The organism is Aliiroseovarius crassostreae (assembly GCF_001307765.1).
GTDB lineage: Bacteria > Pseudomonadota > Alphaproteobacteria > Rhodobacterales > Rhodobacteraceae > Aliiroseovarius > Aliiroseovarius crassostreae.
Genome location: NZ_LKBA01000025.1, coordinates 36,795 through 60,128, shown reverse-complemented (window position 1 = coordinate 60,128; position 23,334 = coordinate 36,795). Strand labels below are relative to the sequence as shown.

The following is a 23,334-nucleotide window of genomic DNA, read 5'->3' as shown; positions in this document are numbered from 1 at the left end:
CCGTCGATCCCTGACCACAAAAGGTGAGGTGCCTTTCAAATCCAGCCTATGCAGACACATCAAACACCCTGTCCCTGATCCGAACTGCGGGGTTGCCGGCATATACCCCCCAGGGGGACAGCTTTCCGCTGACAACAGCGCGTGCTGCAATCACGCACCCTTCCGGAACCGTTACGCCGGGCCCAATGAACGCCTCTGACGCGACCCAGACATGTGCACCGATTGTTATCGGACGCGTAACCAACGGACGTGTGGCCAGCGTGTAATCATGTGTTCCGCCACACAGATAGGCCCCCTGCGAGACAATGGCCCCCTCACCCAGAGCTATTCTTTCCATGTTGTAACAGTTTACACCGCCCGCCATCATGGAAAAGGCGGCCATTTCCAGATTTGGCGGATACCAGATCTTGGCCCCTCCGCGCACCATGGCGGTCGGATGGATCTTTGCCCCGAAAGCGCGCAGCAGGAATCGCCGCCACCCCGCCAGTTGCGGCGGGGTCCATGAGGCAAACAGCCTCCACACGATCATCCAGACAAGGCGCAGCAGGCGGTGGCGCAACGGAAAACAGGGGGCGTCCCGTCTGGCCATGACCTCTTCGGACAGGGGGAGGTCTGAAAGGGAACGGGGAGGGGGGGACATTGATCAGCCTTATACTTCCTGCCCCCCAAATTAGTCCCTGCTCCAAGCCCTGTCGAGACACTTACCCGGCTAATCCCTTCCCGGCTTGGCGACAGATACCCGCCACGCATCGCGAAAGGATGCTGGACGCCTCCAGTTATTACCGTGATCCAGCAATAACTGGAGACGCTTTAAAGCGACCGGCCTTGTTGATGCGCGAACGCAGACACCAGCGCGGCGCGTTCCCCTGCATCCAGCGACCGCTCATATACGGCGACACCATGGAGTTTGCCGCCGGTATGATTGCCGTCGCGGAACGAAAACAGCCGCAGGTTAATCGCATCATTTGCCGCCCCACTGGTGGCCGCTGAGACAAAAGGCGATCCGTCAACGGACAGGGAAACCTGATTGGCCACCCATTGACCCAGCACAATCACCGGTGCGGTTGCAACCGTCTTGGAAACAGAGAGCGTGGTGGCTGCCCCCTGTCGATCAAGGGCGCGGTAAACCGTGTTTGCATCAACTGCACCGGTATGCAGGCTCCAGTATCGGCTGCTGCTGGCATGCAGGGTGACAATGCCGCCATTGGCTGCCATCGCCTCAACCGCTGCCAGCATGGTAAAATCATAATCGGAAATCATCGGGGGGGCGGCCAGGAAGTCATCCGCCCCATCTGCCCATAGCCAATGATGCGTCCCATCCGTCTGGTAAACCGGGCGAGAGGCACTGGTAGGCTGGGTCATGTGGTGGCCATTGCCGCTCTTGTCCAACATCACGGCAACCGGATCACCTGACTGGGTGACCGGGATCGTCATCGCGATGTCCTGAAACAAACTCGTTTGGTCGCTTGGGTCATACCAGGCGACAAGCCCGGCGATCGAACTTGGAGAAAACGCAGAGCGTTTCCGCCTCATCGCCAGGGATGCAATGCTGAAATCAAGCCCAAGCATGTTTCACCCGACGATAAAGGCGTGAATGCCCGAAGCGGTCGTTCCGGTTGCGTTCACCCGACGTGTGCCAACCGGAAGAATGGTCTGATCCCCCAGCGTCACGGTCCGCACGGCACCAGACTGGGTCACGAAACTGACGGTGCCTCCGGTTTCAACCAGCAACGCAATGGCAACCGTATCAAGGTCCACACTGTCCGAAGGCACAACGGGCAGAAGATCGGTGGCGGGGCCATTCAAACCGGGCGAACGGCTCTTGAAAGGGTCTGACATGTGTATTTCCTTTTGTTCGGAGTTCATCCAATCACAACAAACTCGTCGCAGTGACGATGTTGCGAGACAAAGGACCTATCAATGCGCCTTTACCAATTCTGAAACCGACCGTTCTGTTCCGCGCCTGCAGGCAACACGCAACATAATTCGGATTTCACAACCGGCACGGGAACGCCTATTGTATCCCAGCAGGCAGGTTGCACCTTGCGATACATGCCTGCTTTAGGGGCATCACTCAGGGGCATTCGGATGTTTGGAAACCTGCTCAGGAACCGCCGCTCCTCCGGGACCGATGCTGAATTTTCAGGCGCCCCGCCGCAGCCTGAGACCCCCATTTCGGTGATTGGTGACATACACGGGCAGATTTCCTGCCTCGAAAAAATGCTGACCTTTCTGGACCGGGAAAAGCCCACCACCCGCCGCATTTTTGTCGGTGACTATATTGATCGCGGCGACCATAGCGCCGATGTCCTGTCCTGCCTCAGAGAGCTGGAGCAACGGCGCCCTGACAGCATATTCCTCATGGGAAACCACGAGGAGATGATGCTCGATTTCCTGGATCACCCCGTGAAAGCCGGCAGCCGCTGGCTGCAATTTGGCGGGCTGCAGACCATGGCGAGCTTTGGGCTGTCCGGTCTTCGCCAAAGCACCGATGAGCGCACATTACGTCACATGCAGCAGGCTTTGCGTGACGCCATGCCGGACGGGTTAGAGGCCTGGCTTCGCGGGTTGAGGCGCATGTGGCACGAAGGAAACATCGCCGTTGTTCACGCAGGCGCGGATCCCACACGCCCCATCTCCGCGCAACCCACCCGCGCCCTGACATGGGGGCACCCGGAATTTGGAAAAAGACCACGCCAGGATGGGATCTGGGTGGTGCGGGGCCATCGGGTTGTGACCACCCCCACCATTCAGGCCGGGGTAATCTCTGTCGACACCGGCGCCTTTGCAAACGGGAAACTCACGGCCGCCACAATCCAAGATTGTAGGACGGAATTCTTTCAGGTTACAAATACCTGAACGCAAGCAAATCACATCATAGCCAAGACGCGGACAGGTCTCGCATAATTGGGCCGGAACGTGTTTCACCATCTGCTGCGGCCTGAAATCCGCGCGGCAAACCGGGAAGAGGTCGTGAGCATAAGTCGCGCCATAGCTGAAGCGGGTTTGATCCTGGTGGGGCTGTCCACAAGCGCCCTTGCCGAGGTGCCGGCAACGGTGCCCATTTCGACATTCGGCACGCCCGGACTGATCGACATGCCCACAGGCGAGATGCTCTCCGACGGGGCATTGATCAGCTCGATCTCACGGCATGATGGCAGCCAGCGCTACAACCTGACCTTTCAACTGACACCCCGACTCTACGGCACATTCCGATACGCCATCATTGACAGTTTTGATGGCAATGGCAGCGCCCGTTACGACCGCAGCTTTGATGTCGGTTACCTGCTCACGGAAGAGAGCCTGAACTGGCCCTCGATCGTAATCGGATTGCGCGATTTTGGCGGCACCGGGGCCTATGCCTCCGAATTCATCGCGGGCACCAAACATTTTCTGGACCATCGGCTGGCTGTTACTGGTGGGATCGGGTGGGGGCGCCTCGGCAGTTATGGCGGGTTTCAAAATCCGCTTTCTGTTTTTTCAAACAGGTTCAAATCCCGCTCGGAAAACGCCCTTTCACATGGCCGAGACACCGGCCAGCTGGACTTTGACCAATGGTTCCGGGGCGATGCCGCACTTTTTGGCGGACTGTCTTACAAGATCACCCCAAACCTGACCCTGAAGGCAGAATATTCCTCGGATGCCTATGAGGTTGAAGGTGCAAATGCCGGGTTCACACACCAAACCCCATTTAATTTCGGCCTGACCTACAGCTCTCGATATGCCAATCTGTCCGCCTATCTCCTGCACGGGTCTGAAATTGGCATTTCGGCAAGTTTCATCACCGACCCAAAGCGCGCCACCATTCCCGGAGGGATCGAGGCGGCCCCGCCCACGATCATCCCTGCCGCATTTCGCCGGACAAAGGGTTGGGATGGTCACAGCGCAGATCAGGGGAAAGCCCTCCTGACACAGGCGCTTCGCGATCAGGGGTTGATCCTGGAAGGGGTGTCCCTTTCAGGGTCCGAGGCCACGCTGCGCCTGATCAACACCCGCTACCGCACCGCATCACAGGCGCTGGGGCGCGCGGCGCGCGTGGCTGCCAACACCCTGCCCTCTTCCATCACCACCTTTCACATCGAACTCGTGCGTCACGGCATGGCCCTGTCCCGCAGCAGCCTGAGACGACAGGATCTGGAAGCGCTGGAATATGATCTCGACGGGGCGTGGAAGAGCTTTGCCCGCACCACCATTTCTGAGGCCGACAGCAAGGCCATCCCGCCCGTCACGGAAACCTATCCCCTGTTTGACTGGTCCCTCACCCCCTATCTGGAGCCGGAACTGTTTGACCCGGACAATCCCGTGCGCGCGGATCTGGGGCTGCAGGCCTTTGCCTCGTTCGAACCCGTGCGCGGGCTGGTCTTTTCCGGCGCCCTGCGACAGCGGGCCTTTGGCAACCTGAACACCAGCACAAGGCCATCGAACTCGCAACTGCCCCATGTGCGCACCGACATCACCGAATATGCCAAGCAATCCGACCTGCAGATCAAGCATCTGACCGGCGAGTATTTTTTCCATCCGGGCCCCGAGCTGTATGGCCGGCTGAGCGCAGGGTATTTTGAAACCATGTATGGTGGTCTCTCGGGTGAGGTCTTGTGGAAACCCGTCGAAGGTCCGCTCGCCCTTGGGGCCGAGATCAACTATGCGCGGCAACGCAATTTCGATCAGCTGTTCGGGTTTCAGCGCCGTGACGTCGTGACTGGCCACGTTTCCGCCTATTATGATTTTGGCGGCGGTTATCTGGGGCAGCTGGATGCCGGGCGCTATCTGGCCGGGGACTGGGGTGCGACGGTTTCATTTGATCGCGAATTCAACAACGGGTTCAGGGTGGGGGCGTTTTTCACCCTGACCGATGTGCCGTTCGATACGTTTGGCGAAGGGTCGTTCGACAAGGGGATCCGCTTTGACATCCCGATCACCTGGCTGGCGGGCGCCCCCGCCCGCAGCGGGTTTTCGACAACCATAAGGCCGGTTCAGCGCGACGGCGGCGCCCGGCTGGAGGTTCGAAACCGTCTGTATGATCTGATCCGCGACAGTCATGTGACGGAACTGGAAGATGGATGGGGAAGGTTCTGGAGATGAGATTGACCCATATTTCCCGCCTGCTCAGTTTGGCAGTGCTGGTGCTGACGGCCTGCTCTTCAGATCCGCAGCAACAGGCCCTGATGGCCGGGATCTGGCAGCGCAACACATTGCCTGACCCCAATCCAGAGTTTGTCACCCTCGCCAAAACCGGCGCGCCCGCCTATGTCGTATCGGTTGAAAATCGTCCGGGCGCCTATGCGCAATTTCTGCGCCAGCAGGTAAATATCCGGGGCGAAGAGACCTGGATATCAGGGGACGGGGTGTCTTTGGGCATGAAAGAGGGGCTGGTACTGGCCACGCGTGGTTTGGGAGGGGACCTGATGTCCGCCGACATTTCCCACCTTCTTCCCGCAATCCTGTCACGCCGGAACACCGTGACAGAGCTTTACCTGACCCATCTCAGTGCCAATGATGAAACCAGCTTCAGCACGTTTCGTTGCCGCCTGAGCAACCGCGGCACCCGGTCGGTTGATCTGGGGCCCTATACGGCCCGGACTGACCTGATGGTAGCTGATTGCACAAACGGCGATACCACACTGAAAAACCTGTATTGGCTGGACCGGCAGCGCGGCGGGATTGTTCAATCCCGACAGTGGATCAGCCCGCATACCGGCAGTCTGGCGCTGCGCGTCATACCGGGTGCGGGCTGAACCCGAAACACCCTCCGGGCAGGGTCAGTCGGCACCGAACAGATCGCGGGTGAACACCTTGTCCTCGACATCGCGAATGTCATCCGTCATCCGGTTGGCAAGCACCACATCTGCCTCATTTTTGAACGCATCAAGATCCCGGACAACGCGGGAGCCGAAAAAGGTTTCATCCTCCAGCACCGGTTCATAAACGATGACCTCAATCCCCTTGGCCTTGATCCGCTTCATGACCCCCTGGATTGAGGACTGGCGGAAATTGTCGCTGCCAGCTTTCATCACCAGACGATAGACCCCAACCACTTTGGGCTCTTTTTGCAGGATCTGCTCTGCCAGGAAATCCTTGCGGGTGCGGTTGGCGTCGACAATTGCGCGGATCAGGCTTTGCGGCACTTCGGAATAGTTCGCCAGGAGCTGTTTGGTATCCTTTGGCAGGCAATAGCCCCCATAGCCAAAAGACGGGTTGTTGTAATGCCCGCCAATCCGGGGATCCAAGGACACACCATCAATAATCTGGCGTGTATCCATCCCCCCGGCGATGGCATAGCTGTCCAACTCGTTGAAATAGGCCACCCGCATGGCAAGATAGGTATTGGCAAACAGCTTGATCGCTTCAGCTTCGCGCGCATCCACGAACAGGACCGGCACATCTTTCTTCACCGCGCCCTGCAACAGAAGCTCAGCAAAACGCGCCGCCCGCTCTGACCGTTCCCCCACGATGATCCGCGAGGGGTGAAGGTTGTCATAAAGCGCGCGTCCCTCCCGCAGGAACTCGGGGGAAAAGATCACCTGATCCGTCTTCAGTTCTTCCCGTATCCGTTCGACATAGCCCACGGGAATTGTCGACTTGATCACGATCGTCGCACGCCGGTTCACCGCAATCACATCCCGCACGACAGCTTCGATTGAGCTGGTATCGAAGTAATTATCCTTGGGGTCGTAATTGGTTGGCGTGGCAATAATGACGAAATCCGCATCCCGATAGGCTTCGATAGGGTCAACGGTCGCGCTGAGGTCTAAAGGTCTGTGCGCCAGAAACTCTTCCAGTTCCGCATCCACAATCGGGCATTGCCGCGCATTCAGCATGGCCACTCGCTCGGGTGAGATATCCACCGCCACCACTTCGCAATTCTGCGCCAACAGCACCGCGTTTGACAGCCCAACATAGCCAATACCCGCAACCGCAATCTTCATAATCTGGATCCTAAACCGTTCTAATGCGTCAGTAGCCCGCCACCAGCAGCCCCTAAAGCGTTTCGACTTTAACCAAAGACAGGGAAAAGTTAAAACACTGTCAGAGATATCTATGTCATGGGCGTTTCAGAATAAACATGTGCTGCCGTTTATCCCGAAACGCCTTATGAAGACAACAGTTGGCGCAGCAAGTCCACCTTCTCGGCCAATAACGACAAATCACCACGGGTTTCTACATTTAACCTCAAAAGAGGTTCCGTGTTTGACCGACGCAGATTGAGCCGCCACGCCCCGAAATCAAGGCTCATCCCGTCGGTATCATCCCGCATGGTCGCACGGGACCCAAGGACCTGTTCCACGGAGGCAAGCGCCTGATCGGCGTTTTCCACCCGGAAATTGATCTCTCCCGATGACGGGAAGGCCGCCCGCCGTGCGCGGATCAGATCAGCGAGCGGGACAGATTTTCGGGACAGAAGTTCAATCACCAGCAACCATGGGATCATACCGCTGTCACCGGCCATGAAGTCACGAAAATAGTGGTGGGCGGACATCTCACCGCCATAGATCGCGCCCGTGTCCCGCATCACCTGTTTGACAAAAGCATGACCGGTTCGGGCCATGATCGCCTGCCCTCCGGCGGCGTTCACCAGATCCTGTGTGTTCCAGATCACACGCGGGTCATGCACAATCATTGCGTCAGGGTCTTTGCTCAGAAAGCTTTCAGCCAACAGCCCAACCACATATTCCCCCGGCACAAACTGGCCTTCATGGTCAAACAGAAAGCAGCGGTCAAAGTCGCCGTCCCAGGCAATTCCCAGATCCGCCCCCTGCGCCAAAACCTCCTGCGCGGTGACCGGCTGGTTCTCAGGCAAAAGCGGGTTGGGGATGCCGTTTGGAAAGCGGCCATCGGGCTGGTGATGCATCCGGTGAAACCGGACCGGTGCCCTCGCATCACTCATGGCCGTGGCAATTGCATCGAAACTGGGCCCGGCCGCCCCATTGCCCGCATTGACCACCACGTTCATCGGCGCAAGCTGCGAGATATCGATGAAGGACAGCACCTTTTGCACATAAGCCGCCCGGGTGAGCTCTGCCTGCGAGGCATCGTGGCGCCCACCGGAGAAGTCGGCGGGAAACTCCCCTCGTTCTGCAAGGGTTTTGATCCGGGCGAACTCCTTCTGCGGATCCAGCGGCGCGGCCCCCGCCTTGACCATCTTCATCCCGTTATAATCCATCGGATTATGCGACGCGGTCACACAGATCCCACCATCTGCATTGTGGAAGTCCGTGCCGAAATATACCTCTTCGGTGCCGCAAAGCCCCAGATCGACAACTGTGACACCCGCCCGCATCAACCCTCTGACAACAGCATCAGACAGCGCCGAGGAGGACGCCCGCGGGTCATGGCCCAACACAACCTTTTTGGCCTGCAGGACCTGTACAAAGGCGCGGGCAATGCGCTCGGCCAGCAGCTCATTCAGCTCTTCCCCCAACCGGCCCCGAATATCGTAGGCTTTGAAACAGGGCATGGGGTAAAAAACGGAATGCGTCATGTCCAGATCCTGGGCCAAAGCTCAGCCCCTCGCCCCCTGCCCGCGGGCATAAACATCATCAAAGCGCTGAATATCGTCCTCACCCAGATAGGCCCCGGTCTGCACTTCGATCAGGGTCATCGGCACCTTGCCTGGGTTTTCCATCCGATGCCTGACCCCCAGCGGGATATAGACCGACTGGTTCTCCGTCACCAGCTGGACCTGATTGCCGATTGTGACCTGCGCGGTGCCCTGCACCACAATCCAGTGCTCGGCCCGATGGTGATGCGATTGCAGGCTGAGCGAGGCGCCCGGCTTGACCACAATCCGTTTCACCTGGAACCGATCCCCCTGGGCGAGGCTTTGGAAATGCCCCCAGGGGCGGTGATCCATCGGAAACTGCTCAGCCTGAACCGCGCCCTTTTGCTTCAGCAGAGTGACCACCTCTTTCACATCCTGTCCCCGTGATCGGTCAGCCACCAGAACCGCATCCGGCATGGCAACCGCAATGATGTTGTCCAGTCCGATCCCGACCAGTTCCAGCGCATCATCTTCGGACCGCAGCAGGCTGGCACGGCAGTCGATTGCGTCAGCATTGCCATGTGTCACCACACCATATTCGTCCGCCTCACATTCCCGCATGACTGCATCCCAGCCACCAAGATCACTCCAACCGGCAGAAAAGGGCACAACAGCCAGATTGTCCGCCCGCTCCATCACCGCATAGTCGATCGAAATATCTCTGACCTCGGACCAGGCGGTGGGATCGAGACGCAAAAAGCCCAGATCCGGCTCTCCCTCCTCCACTGCGGCCTGAACCGGCGCAATCAGATCGGGGGCGTGCAGGCGATAGGCTTCGAGAATGGTGGAAACTGTGAACAGGAAAATCCCGGCATTCCAGAGAAACCGCCCATCTGCCAGCATGTCTTCTGCCTTGGTCACATCGGGCTTTTCCACAAATGCCGTCAGATCCGACAGCCGGGCACAGTCCCCCGGCACCTGTGGCAGTTCGAGATAGCCATAACCGGTTTCCGCGTGGGTCGGTTTGATTCCGAAGGTGACCAGCTTGCCGCGCATGGCCCCCTCTACCCCTGCTTCAATTGCCGCCTGAAACGCGTCGGTATCCGGAATGACATGATCCGACGGGGCCACCAGCATCAGCGCATCCGGGTTCTCTTTGTGCAGCAATATGGCCGCCGCCAGAACCGCCGGAGCGGTGTTGCGGCCGTCAGGTTCGATCAGGATTGCGCCGGGATCCACCCCGACCTCAACCAGTTGCTCAGTGACGATAAAGCGGAAATCCGAATTGGTCAGCACCACAGGACTTGCAAATTGCGGCCCGGTCAGGCGCTGGACCGACATTTGCAGCAGTGATGTCTGCCCCATCAGCCGGGAAAACTGCTTGGGGTAAGATTTCCTGGAAAGCGGCCAGAGGCGTGTGCCCGACCCACCACATAACAACACCGGAACGATCTGCATTCAGACCTCCTTGCCGAAAGCCCATCAAGACAGCCTCGAACCAATGTCACCGGTCGGAAGATCCAAACGCAACACTCGTCCTAAGCATGATATTTCTATAATTAAATACAACCTACAAGATATCCACCCCTATCTCCGAAACGCACAAAAAAACGGACGGCAGGGGGACCCGCCGTCCGTAAAAGGCCCAAAGGCCAGATCAGGGGAATCGCTTGGATAGCGTTTGCAATAAGCGCAGGCCCCGTCAGACCGTCTGTCAGACCATCTGGATGACATCCTTGTCGATCGACAGCATGTAGCCGCGCCGCGCAATGGTCTTGACCAATAGCTCGCTCATCATCTGGTTGCCCATGGCGTCACGCAGCCGCTTGATCCGGGTGGCCCCGGCGGCCTCATCACAATCCGCAGCGTCACGCCCCGAAATCAGCCCTTCCAGCTCAGACCCCGATAAAACATCATCGTCCATGCGCGCCTCGGCAAGCGCAGACAGGGTTTCAATCGCCGCCTCGGTCAGTTTCAATTCCATATTGTTCAGATAAACCGTGCGCTCTTCACGCGAAATCAGAAGCGAATTGACCTGGATGCCAGCCCGTTCAATTTCCCCCATCCGGCGATTAAGCCCGATAATTGTAACCAGGAAGACCAGCGCCGCGATCAGCATGGCAGAGGCAAAGAGCAGCAGGACAAAGATCACCATACGATAGCTTGTCAGCGTGTCGGAAAAAGCCGTGCCCGACTGGGCCAGAATTTCCAGAAGCTTGATTTCGGCCCCTGAGGTCAGATTGTCATTTTCGATAAAAATCCGCTCAACCCGCGCATTGAAGGCGTTGGCATCCGGCAGGCTCAGAAACAGGAACACGGCCGCCATCAACAGAATTGCAACAATTGCCGCAACCCCGGCCAAAACCATGGGGGAGGCCCCTTTGCGCGCCTCAGTAGCGAAGGAAATATTGTCCGGCACTGTCTTTCCTTTCCGCAAGCCCATCCGTGTCAAACTGCGATACCACATTCAAAAGCACCCATCCATGGCGGGCCAGGCGCGCAGCCACCTGTTCGCGCGCATTCGAGCTGTTGGTGCAGGCGCTATCCGGCAGCTCCATCACACCATAATGCAGTTTCAACGGGTCATCCCGTTTGGCTTTGTAATCGACATAACACGCGGCCTGAGCCGGAAATGCCATGGCCACAAGAGCGAGGGAATAGAGGATCTGTTTCATGCCGAAACCATGCGCGGACCTTATGGGATATTCAATATCAAACAGGATAATCGCACCCCGTTATCCGATAACCATTCACCGATATGGCTTGTCCCGCCGCGCTCCGGGCAGGCTTGGGTCATGACACATGCATCCTTTCAAGATGCCCCCGAAGATCCACTGACCCCGATAAGGAGCCCCCCATGACCCGAATTGCCCTGCCCTCAGTCAACCGCTTCCTGATGATGCCCCTGTTGGTTGCCGCCCTCAGTCTGAACCCGGCCTCTCTCGCGCCGTCATTTGCCGGATCTCGTGACAATGATGATGAGATTGGCGCATTGATTGCCGCCCTGCTTGGGTTGGCCGTGGTTGGTGCGGTGATCTCAAACGACAATAACGATGATCGCCGGCGCCCCTCTGTTGATCGTGACCGCTATGACGACAGATACCGCAGGGATCCGAAATACACGCTTCCGAGCCAATGCCTGCGCAGCTTCAAAACCCAGTTCGGCAAGAAACGCTATTGGGGGCGGAATTGCCTGAAAAAGCGCTACAACCACGTGCGTTCGCTGCCCAAGGCCTGCCGGGACACGGTTGTGGTGAAGAACAAGAACGGCGTCTGGGTCTCGCGCAAGGTGTATCAGCCCCGGTGCCTGCGCGAAGCCGGCTATCGCAAACGCCGCTGATCCATTTGGCAAGGAAGGCGACCAACCATCCATTCCGTCGCCTTCGCATGACCCCCCTTTCCGGTCATGTGCAACTGGCAGAGACCTTGGTCTCTGCCTTTTTTCTTGCGAAATCCCATGAGATCGGTCACGCCATCCCCATGACCAAGACAATTCCCGACTATAGTTTCGAACTTGCCGCCCACGGGCGCGGGTTTTGCCGCGTTGCCGGTGTGGACGAGGTGGGCCGTGGCCCGCTGGCAGGTCCGGTGACGGCTGCCGCTGTCATTCTCGACCCGGACCATATTCCCGACGGGCTGAATGACAGTAAAAAGCTGACCGCCAAAAAGCGCGAGGCGCTGTTTGCGGAGATTCTGACCCTGGCGGATGTGTCGATTGCCCATGCCACGGTCGAAGAGATTGATGAGCTGAACATTCTTTACGCCAGCCACCTGGCGATGGAACGCGCGGTTGCGGGCCTGTCCACCCCGGCCGATCACCTGTTGATCGACGGCAACATGGCACCCAAGGGACTGACAATACCGAACGAAACTCTCGTTAAAGGCGACAGTCGGTCCGTGTCGATAGCCGCCGCATCCATCGTGGCGAAGGTCACCCGCGATCGCATCATGGTGGATTTGGCGCAACAGTTTCCCGGATACGGATGGGAAACAAACGCAGGCTACCCATCGAAAATCCACAAAGAGGGGTTATCCAATCTGGGGATAACCCCACATCATAGGCGTTCGTTTAAACCTATCCACAACATCTTGTATCAACAGAAAAATGTAATGGGCTGATTCAAAAAAGAAATTGACCCGTTATCCACAAGGCCTCATCTTAGACGGTAATGAATGAGCGCAAAAATGCGCCGTCTAAAGAGCGCAAATAGCGCCGGTACATGAGGCAGAAATGACAACCAAAACCAAAGCAAAGGCGGCTCTCGAGCTGCCACTCAATGAGATATTGGCGGGTGACTGCATCGAGGTGATGAACAGTCTTCCAGAAAACTCCGTTGACCTGATTTTCGCCGATCCCCCCTATAATTTGCAATTAAAAGGCGAGCTGCATCGCCCCGACAATTCCAAGGTGGATGCGGTTGATGATCATTGGGACCAGTTTGACAGTTTCAAAGCCTATGACAAATTTACCCGCGCCTGGCTGAAGGCGGCCCGCCGCGTGCTGAAACCCAATGGTGCGATCTGGGTGATCGGATCCTACCACAATGTGTTTCGCATGGGGGCCGAGCTGCAGAACCAGGGCTATTGGATCCTGAACGATGTGGTCTGGCGCAAATCAAACCCGATGCCGAACTTCCGCGGCAAACGCTTTACCAACGCCCATGAGACAATGATCTGGGCGTCGAAATCGGAAGGTGCGAAATACACCTTCAATTACGAGGCCCTGAAGGCCCTGAATGAAGGCATCCAGATGCGCTCTGACTGGGTGCTGCCGATCTGCACCGGGCACGAACGCCTGAAGGACGAAAACGGCGACAAGGCCCATCCGACCCAGAAACCCGAAAGCCTGCTTCATCGCGTTCTGGTTGGCTCGACCAATCCCGGTGATGTGATTCTCGATCCGTTCTTCGGCACCGGCACCACTGGCGCCGTGGCCAAGATGCTTGGTCGGGATTTCATCGGCATCGAGCGCGAAGAAGCCTATCGAAAAGTGGCCGCAAAGCGGATTTCCAAAGTGCGGAAATTCGACAAGGAAGCGCTGCAGACCACCCAATCCAAACGCGCGGAACCACGCGTGCCCTTCGGCCAGCTGGTTGAGCGTGGTATGTTGCGCCCAGGCGAGGTGCTGACCAGCCCGCGCGGCAAGACCGCCAAGGTGCGCGCAGACGGCACGCTGATTTCCGGCGATGCCCGTGGATCAATCCACCAGGTTGGCGCGGCACTGGAAAGTGCGCCGAGCTGCAATGGCTGGACCTACTGGCACTTCAAACAGGATGGCAAGAAAGCCCCGATCGACGTCTTGCGCCAGCAAGTGCGTGCCGAGATGGTCTGACGCCACCATTTCCCAAGAAAACAAGAATAACTCGGGCGCGCTTTCGGGCGCCCGGATAACGATGTACCGCCGTGCTGTGGCAAAATCCACGGCACACATAACTTGCCCCGCTCCTTGTGAGCGGGGCTTTTTTTACATGTCAGAAAAGGGGCGCTGCCCCTCGCCTCTTCGAGGCTCACCCCGAGGTATTTCCAGCAAGAAAAAGAGGCCCGGAGTGCACTCTAGCGGATCACCGGCGGCGGCAGGTCACCACGTTTGTAAGGGGTCCAATCCTCGATGTCCGGGTAATATCTTTTGCGCCAGGCGCGCACACGTGGGTTCATGCGGCGGCGCCAAAGCGGAGGGACCATCGCCATCATCGTCATAACCACATAGCCAAAGGGCAATTGTGGTGCCACGTCATCGGGATAGGTCTGCAGAAGCGGGAAACGGCGCGCGGGTTTGTAATGATGGTCCGAATGGCGTTGCAGGTTGATAAACAGCCAGTTGGTTGCCTTGTGGTCGGCATTCCACGAATGATGTGGGCGCACGGGTTCGTATTTTCCCTCTCCCAGATGGCGGCGGGTCAGGCCATAATGCTCCACATAGTTGGTCAGTTCGAGCTGCCAGACCGCAACCAGCGCCTGGAACAGGAAAAGGGCCACGCCCAGCGCGCCGCCGACAAGGACAGCCAGCAAAAGGGCAAGCGCCTGCAGGATGGCATACCTCCAGAACGGATTTCTGGCATTCCAGACCGATAGGTTGCGGCGCGCAAGCATCGCTTTTTCCGCAGCCCAGGCTGATCGTGGGCTTTCCCGCAGAACCCTGAAAAAGAACCTGTGGAACCCTTCGTTATATTTTGCTGTCACCGCGTCTCGGGTGGTGCCCACATGCGGGTGATGGACCAGCAGATGTTCGGTTCTGAAATGGCTATAAAGGACGGTGGCAAGTAACAGGTCAGCCAGCCAGCGCTCCAACCTATTGGACTGATGCATCAATTCGTGGCTGTACACGATGCCGATGGTGCCTGACAGCACCCCAACACCAAAGAACACCCCGAATTTCTCAGCCACAGACAGGTGGTCCGCTTCGATCACATAGGCCAGCATTCCGTAAATCAGCACCAGTTGGATGGGAAACCAGATCATCGTGATCAGGCGATACCAGAGCAATTGATCGTCCGGCGTTTCAGGGTCGGGGTTTTCGGTATTGCGCCCCAGAAGCGCGTCGAGACCGGTATATAACCACCAGGTTCCCAGCGGCGGCAACAAAAGAAACCACCCTCCCTGTGTTGCCGATACCCAGACCAGCAAGGGCAGCAGGATTGATATTCCAAACGGGGCAGCACGCCGAAAACTGGCAACTGTCTGAGCGGGGACCATGGCACGTTCCTCTTTCATTGCACAAGGCTTACGCCTGAACGATTTCAAGCACAAGCATCGCAGCACGGCGAAATCCCTAATTTGGGGTTTGTTGAGAGGCGGAGACTCTTTGATTGGGAAAATGGAAAAAGACATCTCAGATTTTTGCGTCCACCAGAAGATTCTGAAGAGACGCGCAAATAATCATACCAAATTCAATAACTTAAAATCTGCACTAAACGTGGGGGAAACATTACAAACACAACCAGAAGGCATATTTATATAATTTTAATCATCTTTAACGTTTTGTTAATACTTTTTTGAGTTTAACTATTAAGCAACCAATTAATCGTGCTTCCTGTCTAAGTTCCAAGTCTCCTTTTCAACTCCAGGGTCATCTTGTGAAAGACTTCGGCTACAAAAAATCGCATGACAATCAGCGCGAAGTCGCATCACAGGGGGGTGTTCTCAAACCCTATCGTGCGATTGGGAAAAGAGGTTTCGACATTCTAGTGGCGCTTTTCCTGCTGCCAGTTCTCGCACCGGTCATTGCGCTTTTCATTCTGTTGATCCGGCAGGATGGTGGACCGGGGCTTTACTCGCAGGAACGGATCGGCCTGAAAGGCCAGCGGTTTCGCTGCTGGAAATTGCGGACCATGGTCCAAGACGCCGAACAGCGGCTGAAAGAACTATGCGCCCTGGACACGGGAATTGCCCGCGAATGGCGCGAAAAGCAGAAGTTGGAAAATGATCCGCGCATTACCCCTATCGGGCGCTTTCTGCGCGCAACCAGCCTTGATGAACTGCCGCAGATCTTCAATGTCCTTTTGGGCGATATGAGCTTTGTCGGACCACGCCCTTTCATGGCCAGTCAGGAGCCACTTTATCGGGATGCAGGTGGAACAGCTTATTTCTCCCTTCGCCCCGGTATCACCGGCCCCTGGCAGGTGGCGGCGCGGGGGCGCTCAGATTTTCTGGATCGTATCCATTTCGATCAGTCCTATCTTGAGCAACATTCGCTTGGCTATGACCTGAAACTGATGCTGCAAACTGTCGGTGTCGTGGTGCAGCGCACCGGTCATTGATTTCAGGAGGACGAGCGCGACTTGGCAGCGCCATCGCGCTGAACAAGATCATAAGCCTTTCGCATGACGGTAGGCAGGTCCGCTGGGTGCAGGTGTTGAAATTCCCCCCGCTGTGGTTGAGCACCCATCGGCACATCCGCCACCCGCAGGGAAAGGTGCAGATGAAAATGCGTAAATGTATGCCGCACTTGCGCACCGGGGGCATACCAATCCCCAGACAGGGGCGGATCTTCCAATGGCGCTTCTCCCCACTCGGCCCCCGGCCAGCCCAGCATTCCCCCCAAAAGACCCTTTTCTGGTCGGCGCTCCACCAACCAGGCGCCATCTTCACGCCGCGCAAGGTAAGCAATGCCGTAACGTGTTGGTTTCGGGGGTTTCTTTCGCTTTCGGGGCAGATCTGAGGCCAGACCGGAACACCGTGCCTGACATGTTTCTCGCCAGGGGCAAATGCCGCAGGCGGGGTTTTTGGGGGTGCAAATGGTGGCCCCCAGATCCATCACCGCCTGCGCATAATCACCCGGGCGCTGATCAGAGGTAAGCCGTGCGGCCGCGGCCTTCATCTCTGGCTTGGCATCCGGCAGAGGGGTGGTGATCTCAAACACGCGCGCCATCACCCGTTCAACATTGCCATCAACCACCACATCCGGCTGGTCAAACGCGATCGCCGAAATCGCGGCAGAGGTATAGGGGCCAATACCGGGAAGCGCCTCCAACTCTGCCCGCGTTTGGGGAAATTCCCCCCCTCGCTCAGCCACGACTCTGGCGCATTTCAGCAGGTTTCGCGCGCGGGCGTAATAGCCAAGCCCAGCCCATTCCCCCATCACCCGTTCATCCTGCGCACCAGCCAGATCCTGCACGGTTGGCCACAGGGTCATGAAACGGAGAAAATAGGATTTCACCGCCGCCACGGTGGTTTGCTGCAGCATAATCTCCGAAAGCCAAACCGGGTAGGGGTCTGGCACCACCCCGGCTGCACGATCCTGTGGACCAACCCGCCACGGGAGAACCCGCGCATGGCGGTCATACCACGCCAGAAGAACGGCAGGTTTCGGCTCACCCTCAACCACGTCACACATCCGTGCCCCCCCCTTGTTTGCTTTCCGCTGGCATTGCATGTTTAAGCACCTAAAATAAAGACAAATGAGAAAGTTGCCAGCCGTGACCAAATCCGTCACAGAAAAACGACGCAGACGCGGGTTCGAACGCACATCGAGCCTGCTCACCGCCCGTATTCGCAAGGCGGGTGAAGCGCGCGGGTTTTCAGTGACGCGGATACTGACCCATTGGGCCGAGATTGTCGGCCAGGAGGTTTCGGCAATTGCCCGACCTGTGGATGTGTCTTACGGGCGCGGCGGCATGGGGGCGACCCTGACCGTTTTGACCACCGGGGCGCAGGCGCCGATGCTTGAGATGCAGAAGGAACAACTGCGCACGCGCGTCAACAGCTGTTACGGTTACAACGCCATTTCCCGCATTCGCATTACCCAGACCGCAGCCACCGGATTTGCAGAGGGGCAGGCACAATTCACCCCAGCCCCGCCCGCTAAGAAAACGCTCGATCCAGACGTCAAAAATCAGATCAGAAACTCAACCGCTGATATCGGGGATGAGGGTCTGCGCGCTGCGTTAGAGACACTGGGCCAGAATATACACAGAAAACAGAAACCAAAAGGCTGAGACCCGATGAACCGTTTCCTCCCCATAATTGCCGCTGCCGCCATCGCTGTCGCAGGTGGTGCTTTTTTCACATCCCAAAACCAATCTTCCCTTCCGGGCATTTCCATGGCCGTGGCGCAGGACGCGGACGTCATACCCGCCAAGGATATCGTGTTGGGGAACGAAGACGCCCCGGTGACCGTGATTGAATACGCATCCTACACCTGCCCGCATTGCGCCAACTGGCACGCCGAAAGCTTCAAGAAGCTGAAAAAGGACTATATCGACACCGGCAAGGTGAAGTTCATTCACCGCGAGGTCTATTTTGACCGCTTCGGTCTTTGGGCCGGCATGATTGCCCAATGCGCAGGGGAAACCCGGTATTATGGCATGACCGACATGATTTATTCGGGTCAGAAGGACTGGATTGGCGAGGGGGATCCGGCCACCATCCTCGACAATCTGCGCAAGATCGGGCGCACCGCAGGGATGACCAATGAAGAAATGGAAACCTGCCTGACCGACGAGAGCTTTGCCCAGAGCCTGGTGGCAGCTTACCAGCAGAACGCCACCGCAGATGAGATCCGCGCCACCCCGACCTTTATAATCGGCGGCGAAAAATACTCGAACATGTCTTACGAGGATTTTGCCGCCACGATTGAAGAGAAACTGGCGGAATAAAGCGTTTCGGTTTTAACCTGACACAGGGCAAAACCGAAGCGCTGCAAGAGGTCTCGATGTCGTGGGCGTTTCGGAATAACCGCGTGTCTCAAGTTTATCCCGAACCGCTTTAGGGCTTTTGGGCCATTTGGTGGTAGAGATCTCACCAAGGCAAAATGAAAGCCGCGCTGGTGACAGGGCGGCTTTTTCATTTGGCGGGCATCGGTCCTGCGTCATGGCAGGATGTCAATCACCGTGCCATCATTGACCATCACCCAGATCTCTTCGATCTCACGGTTCGAAACGGAAATGCAGCCAGCGGTCCAGTCCGCCCCCTCGGGGTCAATCCCTTTGCGTGGCCCGCCATGAATAAAGATATCACCGCCAGGATCCCGCCCCTGGGATTTTGCATAGGCAATGTCTCGGGCGTTTGGGTAAGAAATCCCAAGGCTGAGGTGAAACGTGCTGCGCGCATTTCTGCGGTTGATGTGATACCGGCCTTCCGGAGTCTTCCCATCCCCCTGAAACTGCTTGTCACCCGCTGGGGTAAAGCCCAGGTCAATCTCATAGGATTTCAGAACGTCCCGTTTGTGCAATAGATATAGTTTCCGATTGCTCTTCGACACCACAATCTGGGTCACTTCTGGCCCATCATAGTGGCGAAGAGTTTTGGTTTTTGCTCCGCAAGACGCCGTTCCCATCAGGCCAACGGCTGCCAGAACGGCAAAGATCAATCGCATGGGTGTTGCCTGTAATTGCCCGGGTGTTTTCCCTTGCCATACCGCATTCCCCCACCTTTGGGCAATATCAATGCAGCCTTCGGGGGCTATCTCGCTCAGATCCTGCGAAAAGACGCCGCCAGTTCAACATGGGGTGACCAACGGAACTGATCAACCGGACGCACCCAGGCCAACTGATATCCCGACGCGACCAAGATCTGTGCATCCCGGGCAAAACTGACCGGGTTGCATGAGACCATGGCCACCTGAGAAACCTCGCATTGTGCCATTTCCCTCACCTGCGCAATGGCGCCTGCTCTGGGTGGGTCAATCACGATAGCGTCAAAGCGATTGAGCTCATCAAGCAAAAGGGGACGGCGAAACAGATCGCGGGTTTCTGTGGTGACCTGTTTCAACCCGGAGGCCCGCCGCCATCCCGTATCCAGGGCCTTCATCATCGCCTCGATCCCTTCCACCGCATGGATCCGGGCGCGGCCCGCAAGGGGCAGGCTCAATGTGCCCGCACCCGCAAACAGATCCACAATGGATGCAGCCTGCGGAATGGCCTCCTCAACCGCCTCAACCAGCGCCCGCTCACCTTCCAGGGTCGCCTGCAGGAACGCACCGGGAGGAGGGGCCACCCGCGCCGCTCCGAATTGCTGCAGGGGTAGAGATTCACTCGCGATGACTTCGCCATCCCATGTCAGGCGGGCAAGGCCAAATTCATGCAATACCTGGGCAAGATCAGTCTCTAACCTGCGGTCCAGTGACTTTCCACCCGTGACAGAGACATCCACCCCACCCAGCGTTTCCACCAGATTGACAGAAAGTTCGCCCTTGCGTGACCCTCCCGTCCTCGCCAGCGCCTCGATCGCGGGAAGCTGCGCAAGCAGCGTTGGGGACAGCAACCGACAGTCGTGAATTGCTGAAATCACACCCGAGCGCCGGCCATGAAATCCGGCAACCACGCCCTTCTTGCCGCGCCGGACTGACAGGGTTGCACGGCGGCGCGAACGCTCCGGCGAGGTAACAATCGGGCGGATATCAGTCTCTAACCCGTGCGCAGACAGGGCATTTCGCACCACATCCATCTTCCATTCCGCCACAAATGGATCCGAGGCATGCATCAACGCACAGCCCCCGCAGCTGTTGTAATGTGGACAAGGGGCTTTGACCCGACTTGGTGAGGGCGTCACAATGCGCGGGGCTTCAATCCGGTCGCCCTGCACCTCTCCACTCACCTCTTCCCCCGGCAGGGTGCGGGCGGCAAAAATCGGTCCGGCAGCGATGCCGTCCCCAAGGTGGCCCAAACGTTCGATCAGATGGGAAGTGGTGCTCATTTCAACAGCTCCTCGCGGGTGAGTGTAAAACCCGATGCTATCCAACGCGCTTCAAGGGTTTTGATGTGTGCGCCCAGTTCTGGCCCCGTATAGTCCGGCATCAGATCTGCGGGCTTGACGGGAAACACGGCACGGGCGCCCCGTGATATTAGGTTTTCCGTATCCGGCAAAAGAGCCTGCCCCATCATTGCGGCGCGCAGCAAGGCCACGTCATGTGCTATGTCAGCCCCATCCCGATAAGCCAGTTCCGACAGGGACGTCGATGCCCCCATCTGGTCACGCAAAACAGCGTACCGGCGTGCCTCTTTGCGCGACAGCCGCAGACGATCCTCTGGGACCTCCCCTCCAAGGATTGCGAGGCGGCGCATTGGATCTGGTGCCCTGTTCCCTTCCAGATGCACAAGAACAGCAAGATAGGTTGCATCCGCCCCGGGCAATACAGACCCTAACACACCGCAACTTGACATTAATGCGACAGAAGGGGCGGGATCCGGCGCGGACAGAAGTTTACGCATTTCCGCACCAACTCGTTCCTTGGACAAAGCCCCTAACCCGCCCAGATTCTCTGCAATCGCCGACAGCGCCTCAGCATCTGGCCCTTCCGCCACATCGCCATACCAGGCATGAAACCGGAAAAATCGTAGAATGCGCAGGTAATCTTCGCGGATACGCTGCCCAGCATTGTCAATGAACCGCACGCGGCGCGCCAGAAGGTCGGGCAATCCGCCAAGCGGGTCAATCACCCGTCCTTCAGCATCTGCATAAAGCGCATTCATGGTGAAATCGCGGCGATGCGCGTCTTCTTCCATCGTGCTGGCAAAAGCAACCACGGCCCGGCGACCATCCGTTTCCACGTCTTTTCGATAGGTGGTGATTTCAAAACCTTCGCCGTCAACCACCACGGTAATGGTGCCATGCTCAATGCCGGTCGGCACCGCCTTCAGACCGGCCGACCCGGCCAGTTTCAACACTTGATCCGGCAGGGCATTGGTGGACAGATCAAGATCGGAAATCGGCTCTCCCATCAGGTCATTGCGCACACAGCCCCCGACAAAATGCAGCGCAAATCCTGCGCTGGAAAAGATGTGGGCGAGCTGTTGTACGGGTGCAGACCGAAACCAATCCCCTTGCAACCGGGTCATAAAGCCAACCTTTCCGCAAGCGCACGCAACATACGCGCCGTTGCCCCCCAGATGTAATAGGGGCCAAATGGAACGGTTTCATAATACCGGATGCGCCCCTGCCAGATCCGGCCCTGTTTCATATATTTCGCAAGGTTAGAGACATGTTCGAACGGAACCGTGAAAACCTCTTCGACCTCACCCCGCTCTGGCACCACCTCAAATGGTCGGGTGACAAGCCCGAGGATGGGGGTCACGGTGTAGGAGGTGACGGTTTCATGGGGGGGCAGCTCGCCAATCAGCTCTACCGCATCACGCGGCAGGCCGATTTCCTCCCAGGCTTCCCGCAGGGCCGCGGCGGCGGGTGAATTATCCTCAGCATCGATCTTTCCGCCGGGAAAAGCGATTTGACCGGGGTGATGTTTGAGGTGAGAGGCACGTTTGGTCAGGATCAGTCGCAACGCGCCCTGCTCATGAATCAATGGCACCAGAACGGCAGCGGGGCGCAAGCTGCGCCCCGTAGGTGGTCTGATATCCGGGTTGAGGTCAAAATCGGAACTGCCGCCACCAGAGTGGCCCAAAGCAGTCCGAATGCGATCAATCTCTGACGTCACCATCTGGTCCTTTGGCATCTTTGCCGACAGTCTTTGGATCAAGATCATAATGCGCACCACAGAATTGACAATCAGCGGTCACGCGCCCTTCTTCCGTGGTCATGTAGGCAATGTCTTTTTCAGAGTAGATCGACAGGCTTTCACGGACACGATCTTCGGAACAGGTGCAACCAAAGCGGATCGCCTGCGACTCGAAAATCCGCGGTGCTTCTTCGTGGAACAGACGGGTCAGCAAATCAGTCGGCGCAACGGACGGCCCAATCAGCTCCAGCTCTTCCACCGACGACAGCAGGATATTGGCGCGGTTCCAGTTTTCCTTGTTGTCCTCAGTGACCAGATCGTCGGCAACCAGAAGACCGTCTTTGCCTGAACCGCCATCTGGCGACACGTGAGAGCCCGCCTTTGGCATATGCTGCAGCATGACACCTCCTGCGCGCCAGCTTTCCTGACCACCGGCCCAGGTGGATTTGCCAAACGTCAGATGGAAACGGGTCGGCAATTGTTCCGATTGCGCAAAATAGGTCTGCGCGCAGTCAGACAGGGAACTGCCCACCAGCGGGGTCATGCCAGTATAGGGTTTATGGCCATCACCCTGGTCAATCAGCACCGCAAAAAAGCCCTTGCCGATCTGCCCAAAAGAAGGTGCCTCATGCGACAGGCGCTCTTCATCAAAGCTGGCATAGGCGCGGATCATCGCCGGTTCACCCTCTTTCGCGGGGGCATAGTAATCTGTGGCGATCAGGCGGGCGGGCCCATCCCCCCGGATCTGAAGGGACAGTTTCCAGCGCAATTTGATGGTTTGACCGATCATCGCGGTCAGCATCGCTGCCTCAGCCACCAATGCCTCGATTGCCGGGGGGTAGTCATGTTGCGACAGGATCGTGTCAAGCACACCATCCAGACGCAGCACACGTCCCCGTACGTCACAATTGTCCAGTTGGAAGGGCAGGATGGTATCATCCCAGGCAATCAGGTTTCCTAGTGTCAT

24 protein-coding genes are annotated in these 23,334 nt (G+C 57.6%); 9 read left to right on the top strand and 15 right to left on the bottom strand.

The window, feature by feature from the left end:
* Window positions 1-46: 46 nt before the first annotated feature.
* The 3 genes from AKJ29_RS18095 to AKJ29_RS18085 form a co-directional block, all read right to left on the bottom strand.
* Window positions 47-589, bottom strand: a complete 543-nt coding sequence (locus tag AKJ29_RS18095) for an LbetaH domain-containing protein (protein WP_055192942.1) — start codon at window positions 587-589, stop codon at window positions 47-49.
* Between the two features lie 221 nt (window positions 590-810).
* A complete protein-coding gene (locus AKJ29_RS18090; RefSeq protein ID WP_139231361.1) occupies window positions 811-1,434 on the bottom strand; it encodes a LamG domain-containing protein in 624 nt (207 codons plus the stop codon).
* A gap of 138 nt (window positions 1,435-1,572) precedes the next feature.
* Complete coding sequence (locus AKJ29_RS18085) at window positions 1,573-1,839, bottom strand: spike base protein, RCAP_Rcc01079 family (RefSeq protein WP_055192940.1); 267 nt, start codon at window positions 1,837-1,839, stop codon at window positions 1,573-1,575.
* A 249-nt stretch (window positions 1,840-2,088) separates the two neighbouring features.
* Between AKJ29_RS18085 and AKJ29_RS18080 the strand changes: the two genes are divergently transcribed.
* From AKJ29_RS18080 to AKJ29_RS18070, 3 genes are all read left to right on the top strand, one after another.
* Complete coding sequence (locus AKJ29_RS18080) at window positions 2,089-2,859, top strand: metallophosphoesterase (RefSeq protein WP_082392694.1); 771 nt, start codon at window positions 2,089-2,091, stop codon at window positions 2,857-2,859.
* Window positions 2,860-2,973: 114 nt separating this feature from the next.
* Window positions 2,974-5,082 carry a YjbH domain-containing protein gene (locus tag AKJ29_RS18075; RefSeq protein ID WP_235477755.1) on the top strand — a complete coding sequence of 703 codons (2,109 nt, stop codon included), beginning with the start codon at window positions 2,974-2,976 and terminating at the stop codon, window positions 5,080-5,082.
* Entirely contained in the window at window positions 5,079-5,735 is a 657-nt protein-coding gene (locus AKJ29_RS18070) for a YjbF family lipoprotein (protein WP_161805484.1), read from the top strand. The genes AKJ29_RS18075 and AKJ29_RS18070 overlap by 4 nt, the downstream gene beginning before the upstream one ends.
* A 24-nt stretch (window positions 5,736-5,759) precedes the next feature.
* Here the strand turns inward: AKJ29_RS18070 and AKJ29_RS18065 are convergent, their stop codons facing one another.
* From AKJ29_RS18065 to AKJ29_RS18045, 5 genes are all read right to left on the bottom strand, one after another.
* Complete coding sequence (locus AKJ29_RS18065) at window positions 5,760-6,926, bottom strand: nucleotide sugar dehydrogenase (RefSeq protein ID WP_055192937.1); 1,167 nt, start codon at window positions 6,924-6,926, stop codon at window positions 5,760-5,762.
* 164 nt (window positions 6,927-7,090) lie between these two features.
* Entirely contained in the window at window positions 7,091-8,479 is a 1,389-nt protein-coding gene (locus AKJ29_RS18060) for a phosphohexomutase domain-containing protein (RefSeq protein ID WP_302847607.1), read from the bottom strand.
* Window positions 8,480-8,500: 21 nt separating this feature from the next.
* Window positions 8,501-9,937, bottom strand: a complete 1,437-nt coding sequence (locus AKJ29_RS18055; protein ID WP_055192936.1) for a mannose-1-phosphate guanylyltransferase/mannose-6-phosphate isomerase — start codon at window positions 9,935-9,937, stop codon at window positions 8,501-8,503.
* Between the two features lie 256 nt (window positions 9,938-10,193).
* On the bottom strand, window positions 10,194-10,847 hold the full coding sequence (locus AKJ29_RS18050; RefSeq protein WP_055192935.1) for a winged helix-turn-helix domain-containing protein: 654 nt from the start codon (window positions 10,845-10,847) through the stop codon (window positions 10,194-10,196).
* A 22-nt stretch (window positions 10,848-10,869) separates the two neighbouring features.
* Entirely contained in the window at window positions 10,870-11,154 is a 285-nt protein-coding gene (locus AKJ29_RS18045) for a hypothetical protein (protein WP_055192934.1), read from the bottom strand.
* Window positions 11,155-11,336: 182 nt separating this feature from the next.
* Between AKJ29_RS18045 and AKJ29_RS18040 the strand changes: the two genes are divergently transcribed.
* The 3 genes from AKJ29_RS18040 to AKJ29_RS18030 all read left to right on the top strand — a co-directional run bounded on the left by AKJ29_RS18040 (window position 11,337) and on the right by AKJ29_RS18030 (window position 13,811).
* A complete protein-coding gene (locus AKJ29_RS18040; protein ID WP_055192933.1) occupies window positions 11,337-11,819 on the top strand; it encodes a hypothetical protein in 483 nt (160 codons plus the stop codon).
* Between the two features lie 140 nt (window positions 11,820-11,959).
* Window positions 11,960-12,598 (top strand): ribonuclease HII, encoded by a 639-nt coding sequence (locus AKJ29_RS18035; RefSeq protein WP_055193003.1) that lies wholly within the window; start codon window positions 11,960-11,962, stop codon window positions 12,596-12,598.
* A 112-nt stretch (window positions 12,599-12,710) separates the two neighbouring features.
* Complete coding sequence (locus AKJ29_RS18030; protein ID WP_055192932.1) at window positions 12,711-13,811, top strand: site-specific DNA-methyltransferase; 1,101 nt, start codon at window positions 12,711-12,713, stop codon at window positions 13,809-13,811.
* 221 nt (window positions 13,812-14,032) lie between these two features.
* On the opposite strand, the gene AKJ29_RS18025 is transcribed toward AKJ29_RS18030, so the two are convergent.
* Entirely contained in the window at window positions 14,033-15,172 is a 1,140-nt protein-coding gene (locus tag AKJ29_RS18025) for an alkane 1-monooxygenase (protein WP_055193002.1), read from the bottom strand.
* A 380-nt stretch (window positions 15,173-15,552) separates the two neighbouring features.
* Between AKJ29_RS18025 and AKJ29_RS18020 the strand changes: the two genes are divergently transcribed.
* Window positions 15,553-16,236 (top strand): sugar transferase, encoded by a 684-nt coding sequence (locus tag AKJ29_RS18020; RefSeq protein WP_082392693.1) that lies wholly within the window; start codon window positions 15,553-15,555, stop codon window positions 16,234-16,236.
* Between the two features lie 2 nt (window positions 16,237-16,238).
* Here AKJ29_RS18020 and mutY read toward each other — a convergent pair whose 3' ends face one another.
* Window positions 16,239-17,312 carry an A/G-specific adenine glycosylase gene (gene mutY / locus AKJ29_RS18015; protein WP_055192931.1) on the bottom strand — a complete coding sequence of 358 codons (1,074 nt, stop codon included), beginning with the start codon at window positions 17,310-17,312 and terminating at the stop codon, window positions 16,239-16,241.
* Window positions 17,313-17,376: 64 nt separating this feature from the next.
* Between mutY and AKJ29_RS18010 the strand changes: the two genes are divergently transcribed.
* Together AKJ29_RS18010 and AKJ29_RS18005 are read left to right on the top strand one after the other, a co-directional pair.
* Window positions 17,377-17,913, top strand: a complete 537-nt coding sequence (locus tag AKJ29_RS18010) for a DUF721 domain-containing protein (RefSeq protein WP_055192930.1) — start codon at window positions 17,377-17,379, stop codon at window positions 17,911-17,913.
* Window positions 17,914-17,919: 6 nt separating this feature from the next.
* Window positions 17,920-18,573, top strand: coding sequence for a DsbA family protein (locus tag AKJ29_RS18005; protein ID WP_055192929.1), 654 nt, complete (start codon window positions 17,920-17,922; stop codon window positions 18,571-18,573).
* 212 nt (window positions 18,574-18,785) lie between these two features.
* Here AKJ29_RS18005 and AKJ29_RS18000 read toward each other — a convergent pair whose 3' ends face one another.
* From AKJ29_RS18000 to hslO, 5 genes are all read right to left on the bottom strand, one after another.
* Window positions 18,786-19,292, bottom strand: coding sequence for a L,D-transpeptidase family protein (locus AKJ29_RS18000; RefSeq protein WP_055192928.1), 507 nt, complete (start codon window positions 19,290-19,292; stop codon window positions 18,786-18,788).
* 95 nt (window positions 19,293-19,387) lie between these two features.
* The gene (locus AKJ29_RS17995; protein WP_055192927.1) at window positions 19,388-20,611 is read right to left on the bottom strand and encodes a class I SAM-dependent RNA methyltransferase; all 1,224 of its coding nucleotides are present in this window, start codon (window positions 20,609-20,611) and stop codon (window positions 19,388-19,390) included.
* Complete coding sequence (locus AKJ29_RS17990; protein WP_055192926.1) at window positions 20,608-21,753, bottom strand: CCA tRNA nucleotidyltransferase; 1,146 nt, start codon at window positions 21,751-21,753, stop codon at window positions 20,608-20,610. Before AKJ29_RS17990 ends, AKJ29_RS17995 begins: the two co-directional genes overlap by 4 nt.
* Window positions 21,750-22,364 carry a CoA pyrophosphatase gene (locus AKJ29_RS17985; protein WP_235477748.1) on the bottom strand — a complete coding sequence of 205 codons (615 nt, stop codon included), beginning with the start codon at window positions 22,362-22,364 and terminating at the stop codon, window positions 21,750-21,752. Before AKJ29_RS17985 ends, AKJ29_RS17990 begins: the two co-directional genes overlap by 4 nt.
* Window positions 22,330-23,334, bottom strand: coding sequence for an Hsp33 family molecular chaperone HslO (hslO, locus tag AKJ29_RS17980; protein ID WP_055192924.1), 1,005 nt, complete (start codon window positions 23,332-23,334; stop codon window positions 22,330-22,332). Before hslO ends, AKJ29_RS17985 begins: the two co-directional genes overlap by 35 nt.

Coding starts and splice junctions, on each gene's coding strand:
- AKJ29_RS18095 (WP_055192942.1), bottom strand. CDS start 589: ATGGCCAGACGGGACGCCCCCTGTTTTCCGTTGCGCCACCGCCTGCTG.
- AKJ29_RS18090 (WP_139231361.1), bottom strand. CDS start 1,434: ATGACGATCCCGGTCACCCAGTCAGGTGATCCGGTTGCCGTGATGTTG.
- AKJ29_RS18085 (WP_055192940.1), bottom strand. CDS start 1,839: ATGTCAGACCCTTTCAAGAGCCGTTCGCCCGGTTTGAATGGCCCCGCC.
- AKJ29_RS18080 (WP_082392694.1), top strand. CDS start 2,089: ATGTTTGGAAACCTGCTCAGGAACCGCCGCTCCTCCGGGACCGATGCT.
- AKJ29_RS18070 (WP_161805484.1), top strand. CDS start 5,079: ATGAGATTGACCCATATTTCCCGCCTGCTCAGTTTGGCAGTGCTGGTG.
- AKJ29_RS18065 (WP_055192937.1), bottom strand. CDS start 6,926: ATGAAGATTGCGGTTGCGGGTATTGGCTATGTTGGGCTGTCAAACGCG.
- AKJ29_RS18060 (WP_302847607.1), bottom strand. CDS start 8,479: ATGACGCATTCCGTTTTTTACCCCATGCCCTGTTTCAAAGCCTACGAT.
- AKJ29_RS18055 (WP_055192936.1), bottom strand. CDS start 9,937: ATGCAGATCGTTCCGGTGTTGTTATGTGGTGGGTCGGGCACACGCCTC.
- AKJ29_RS18050 (WP_055192935.1), bottom strand. CDS start 10,847: ATGGTTTTGGCCGGGGTTGCGGCAATTGTTGCAATTCTGTTGATGGCG.
- AKJ29_RS18045 (WP_055192934.1), bottom strand. CDS start 11,154: ATGAAACAGATCCTCTATTCCCTCGCTCTTGTGGCCATGGCATTTCCG.
- AKJ29_RS18040 (WP_055192933.1), top strand. CDS start 11,337: ATGACCCGAATTGCCCTGCCCTCAGTCAACCGCTTCCTGATGATGCCC.
- AKJ29_RS18035 (WP_055193003.1), top strand. CDS start 11,960: ATGACCAAGACAATTCCCGACTATAGTTTCGAACTTGCCGCCCACGGG.
- AKJ29_RS18030 (WP_055192932.1), top strand. CDS start 12,711: ATGACAACCAAAACCAAAGCAAAGGCGGCTCTCGAGCTGCCACTCAAT.
- AKJ29_RS18025 (WP_055193002.1), bottom strand. CDS start 15,172: ATGGTCCCCGCTCAGACAGTTGCCAGTTTTCGGCGTGCTGCCCCGTTT.
- mutY (WP_055192931.1), bottom strand. CDS start 17,312: ATGTGTGACGTGGTTGAGGGTGAGCCGAAACCTGCCGTTCTTCTGGCG.
- AKJ29_RS18010 (WP_055192930.1), top strand. CDS start 17,377: ATGAGAAAGTTGCCAGCCGTGACCAAATCCGTCACAGAAAAACGACGC.
- AKJ29_RS18005 (WP_055192929.1), top strand. CDS start 17,920: ATGAACCGTTTCCTCCCCATAATTGCCGCTGCCGCCATCGCTGTCGCA.
- AKJ29_RS18000 (WP_055192928.1), bottom strand. CDS start 19,292: ATGCGATTGATCTTTGCCGTTCTGGCAGCCGTTGGCCTGATGGGAACG.
- AKJ29_RS17995 (WP_055192927.1), bottom strand. CDS start 20,611: ATGAGCACCACTTCCCATCTGATCGAACGTTTGGGCCACCTTGGGGAC.
- AKJ29_RS17990 (WP_055192926.1), bottom strand. CDS start 21,753: ATGACCCGGTTGCAAGGGGATTGGTTTCGGTCTGCACCCGTACAACAG.
- AKJ29_RS17985 (WP_235477748.1), bottom strand. CDS start 22,364: ATGCCAAAGGACCAGATGGTGACGTCAGAGATTGATCGCATTCGGACT.
- hslO (WP_055192924.1), bottom strand. CDS start 23,334: ATGACACTAGGAAACCTGATTGCCTGGGATGATACCATCCTGCCCTTC.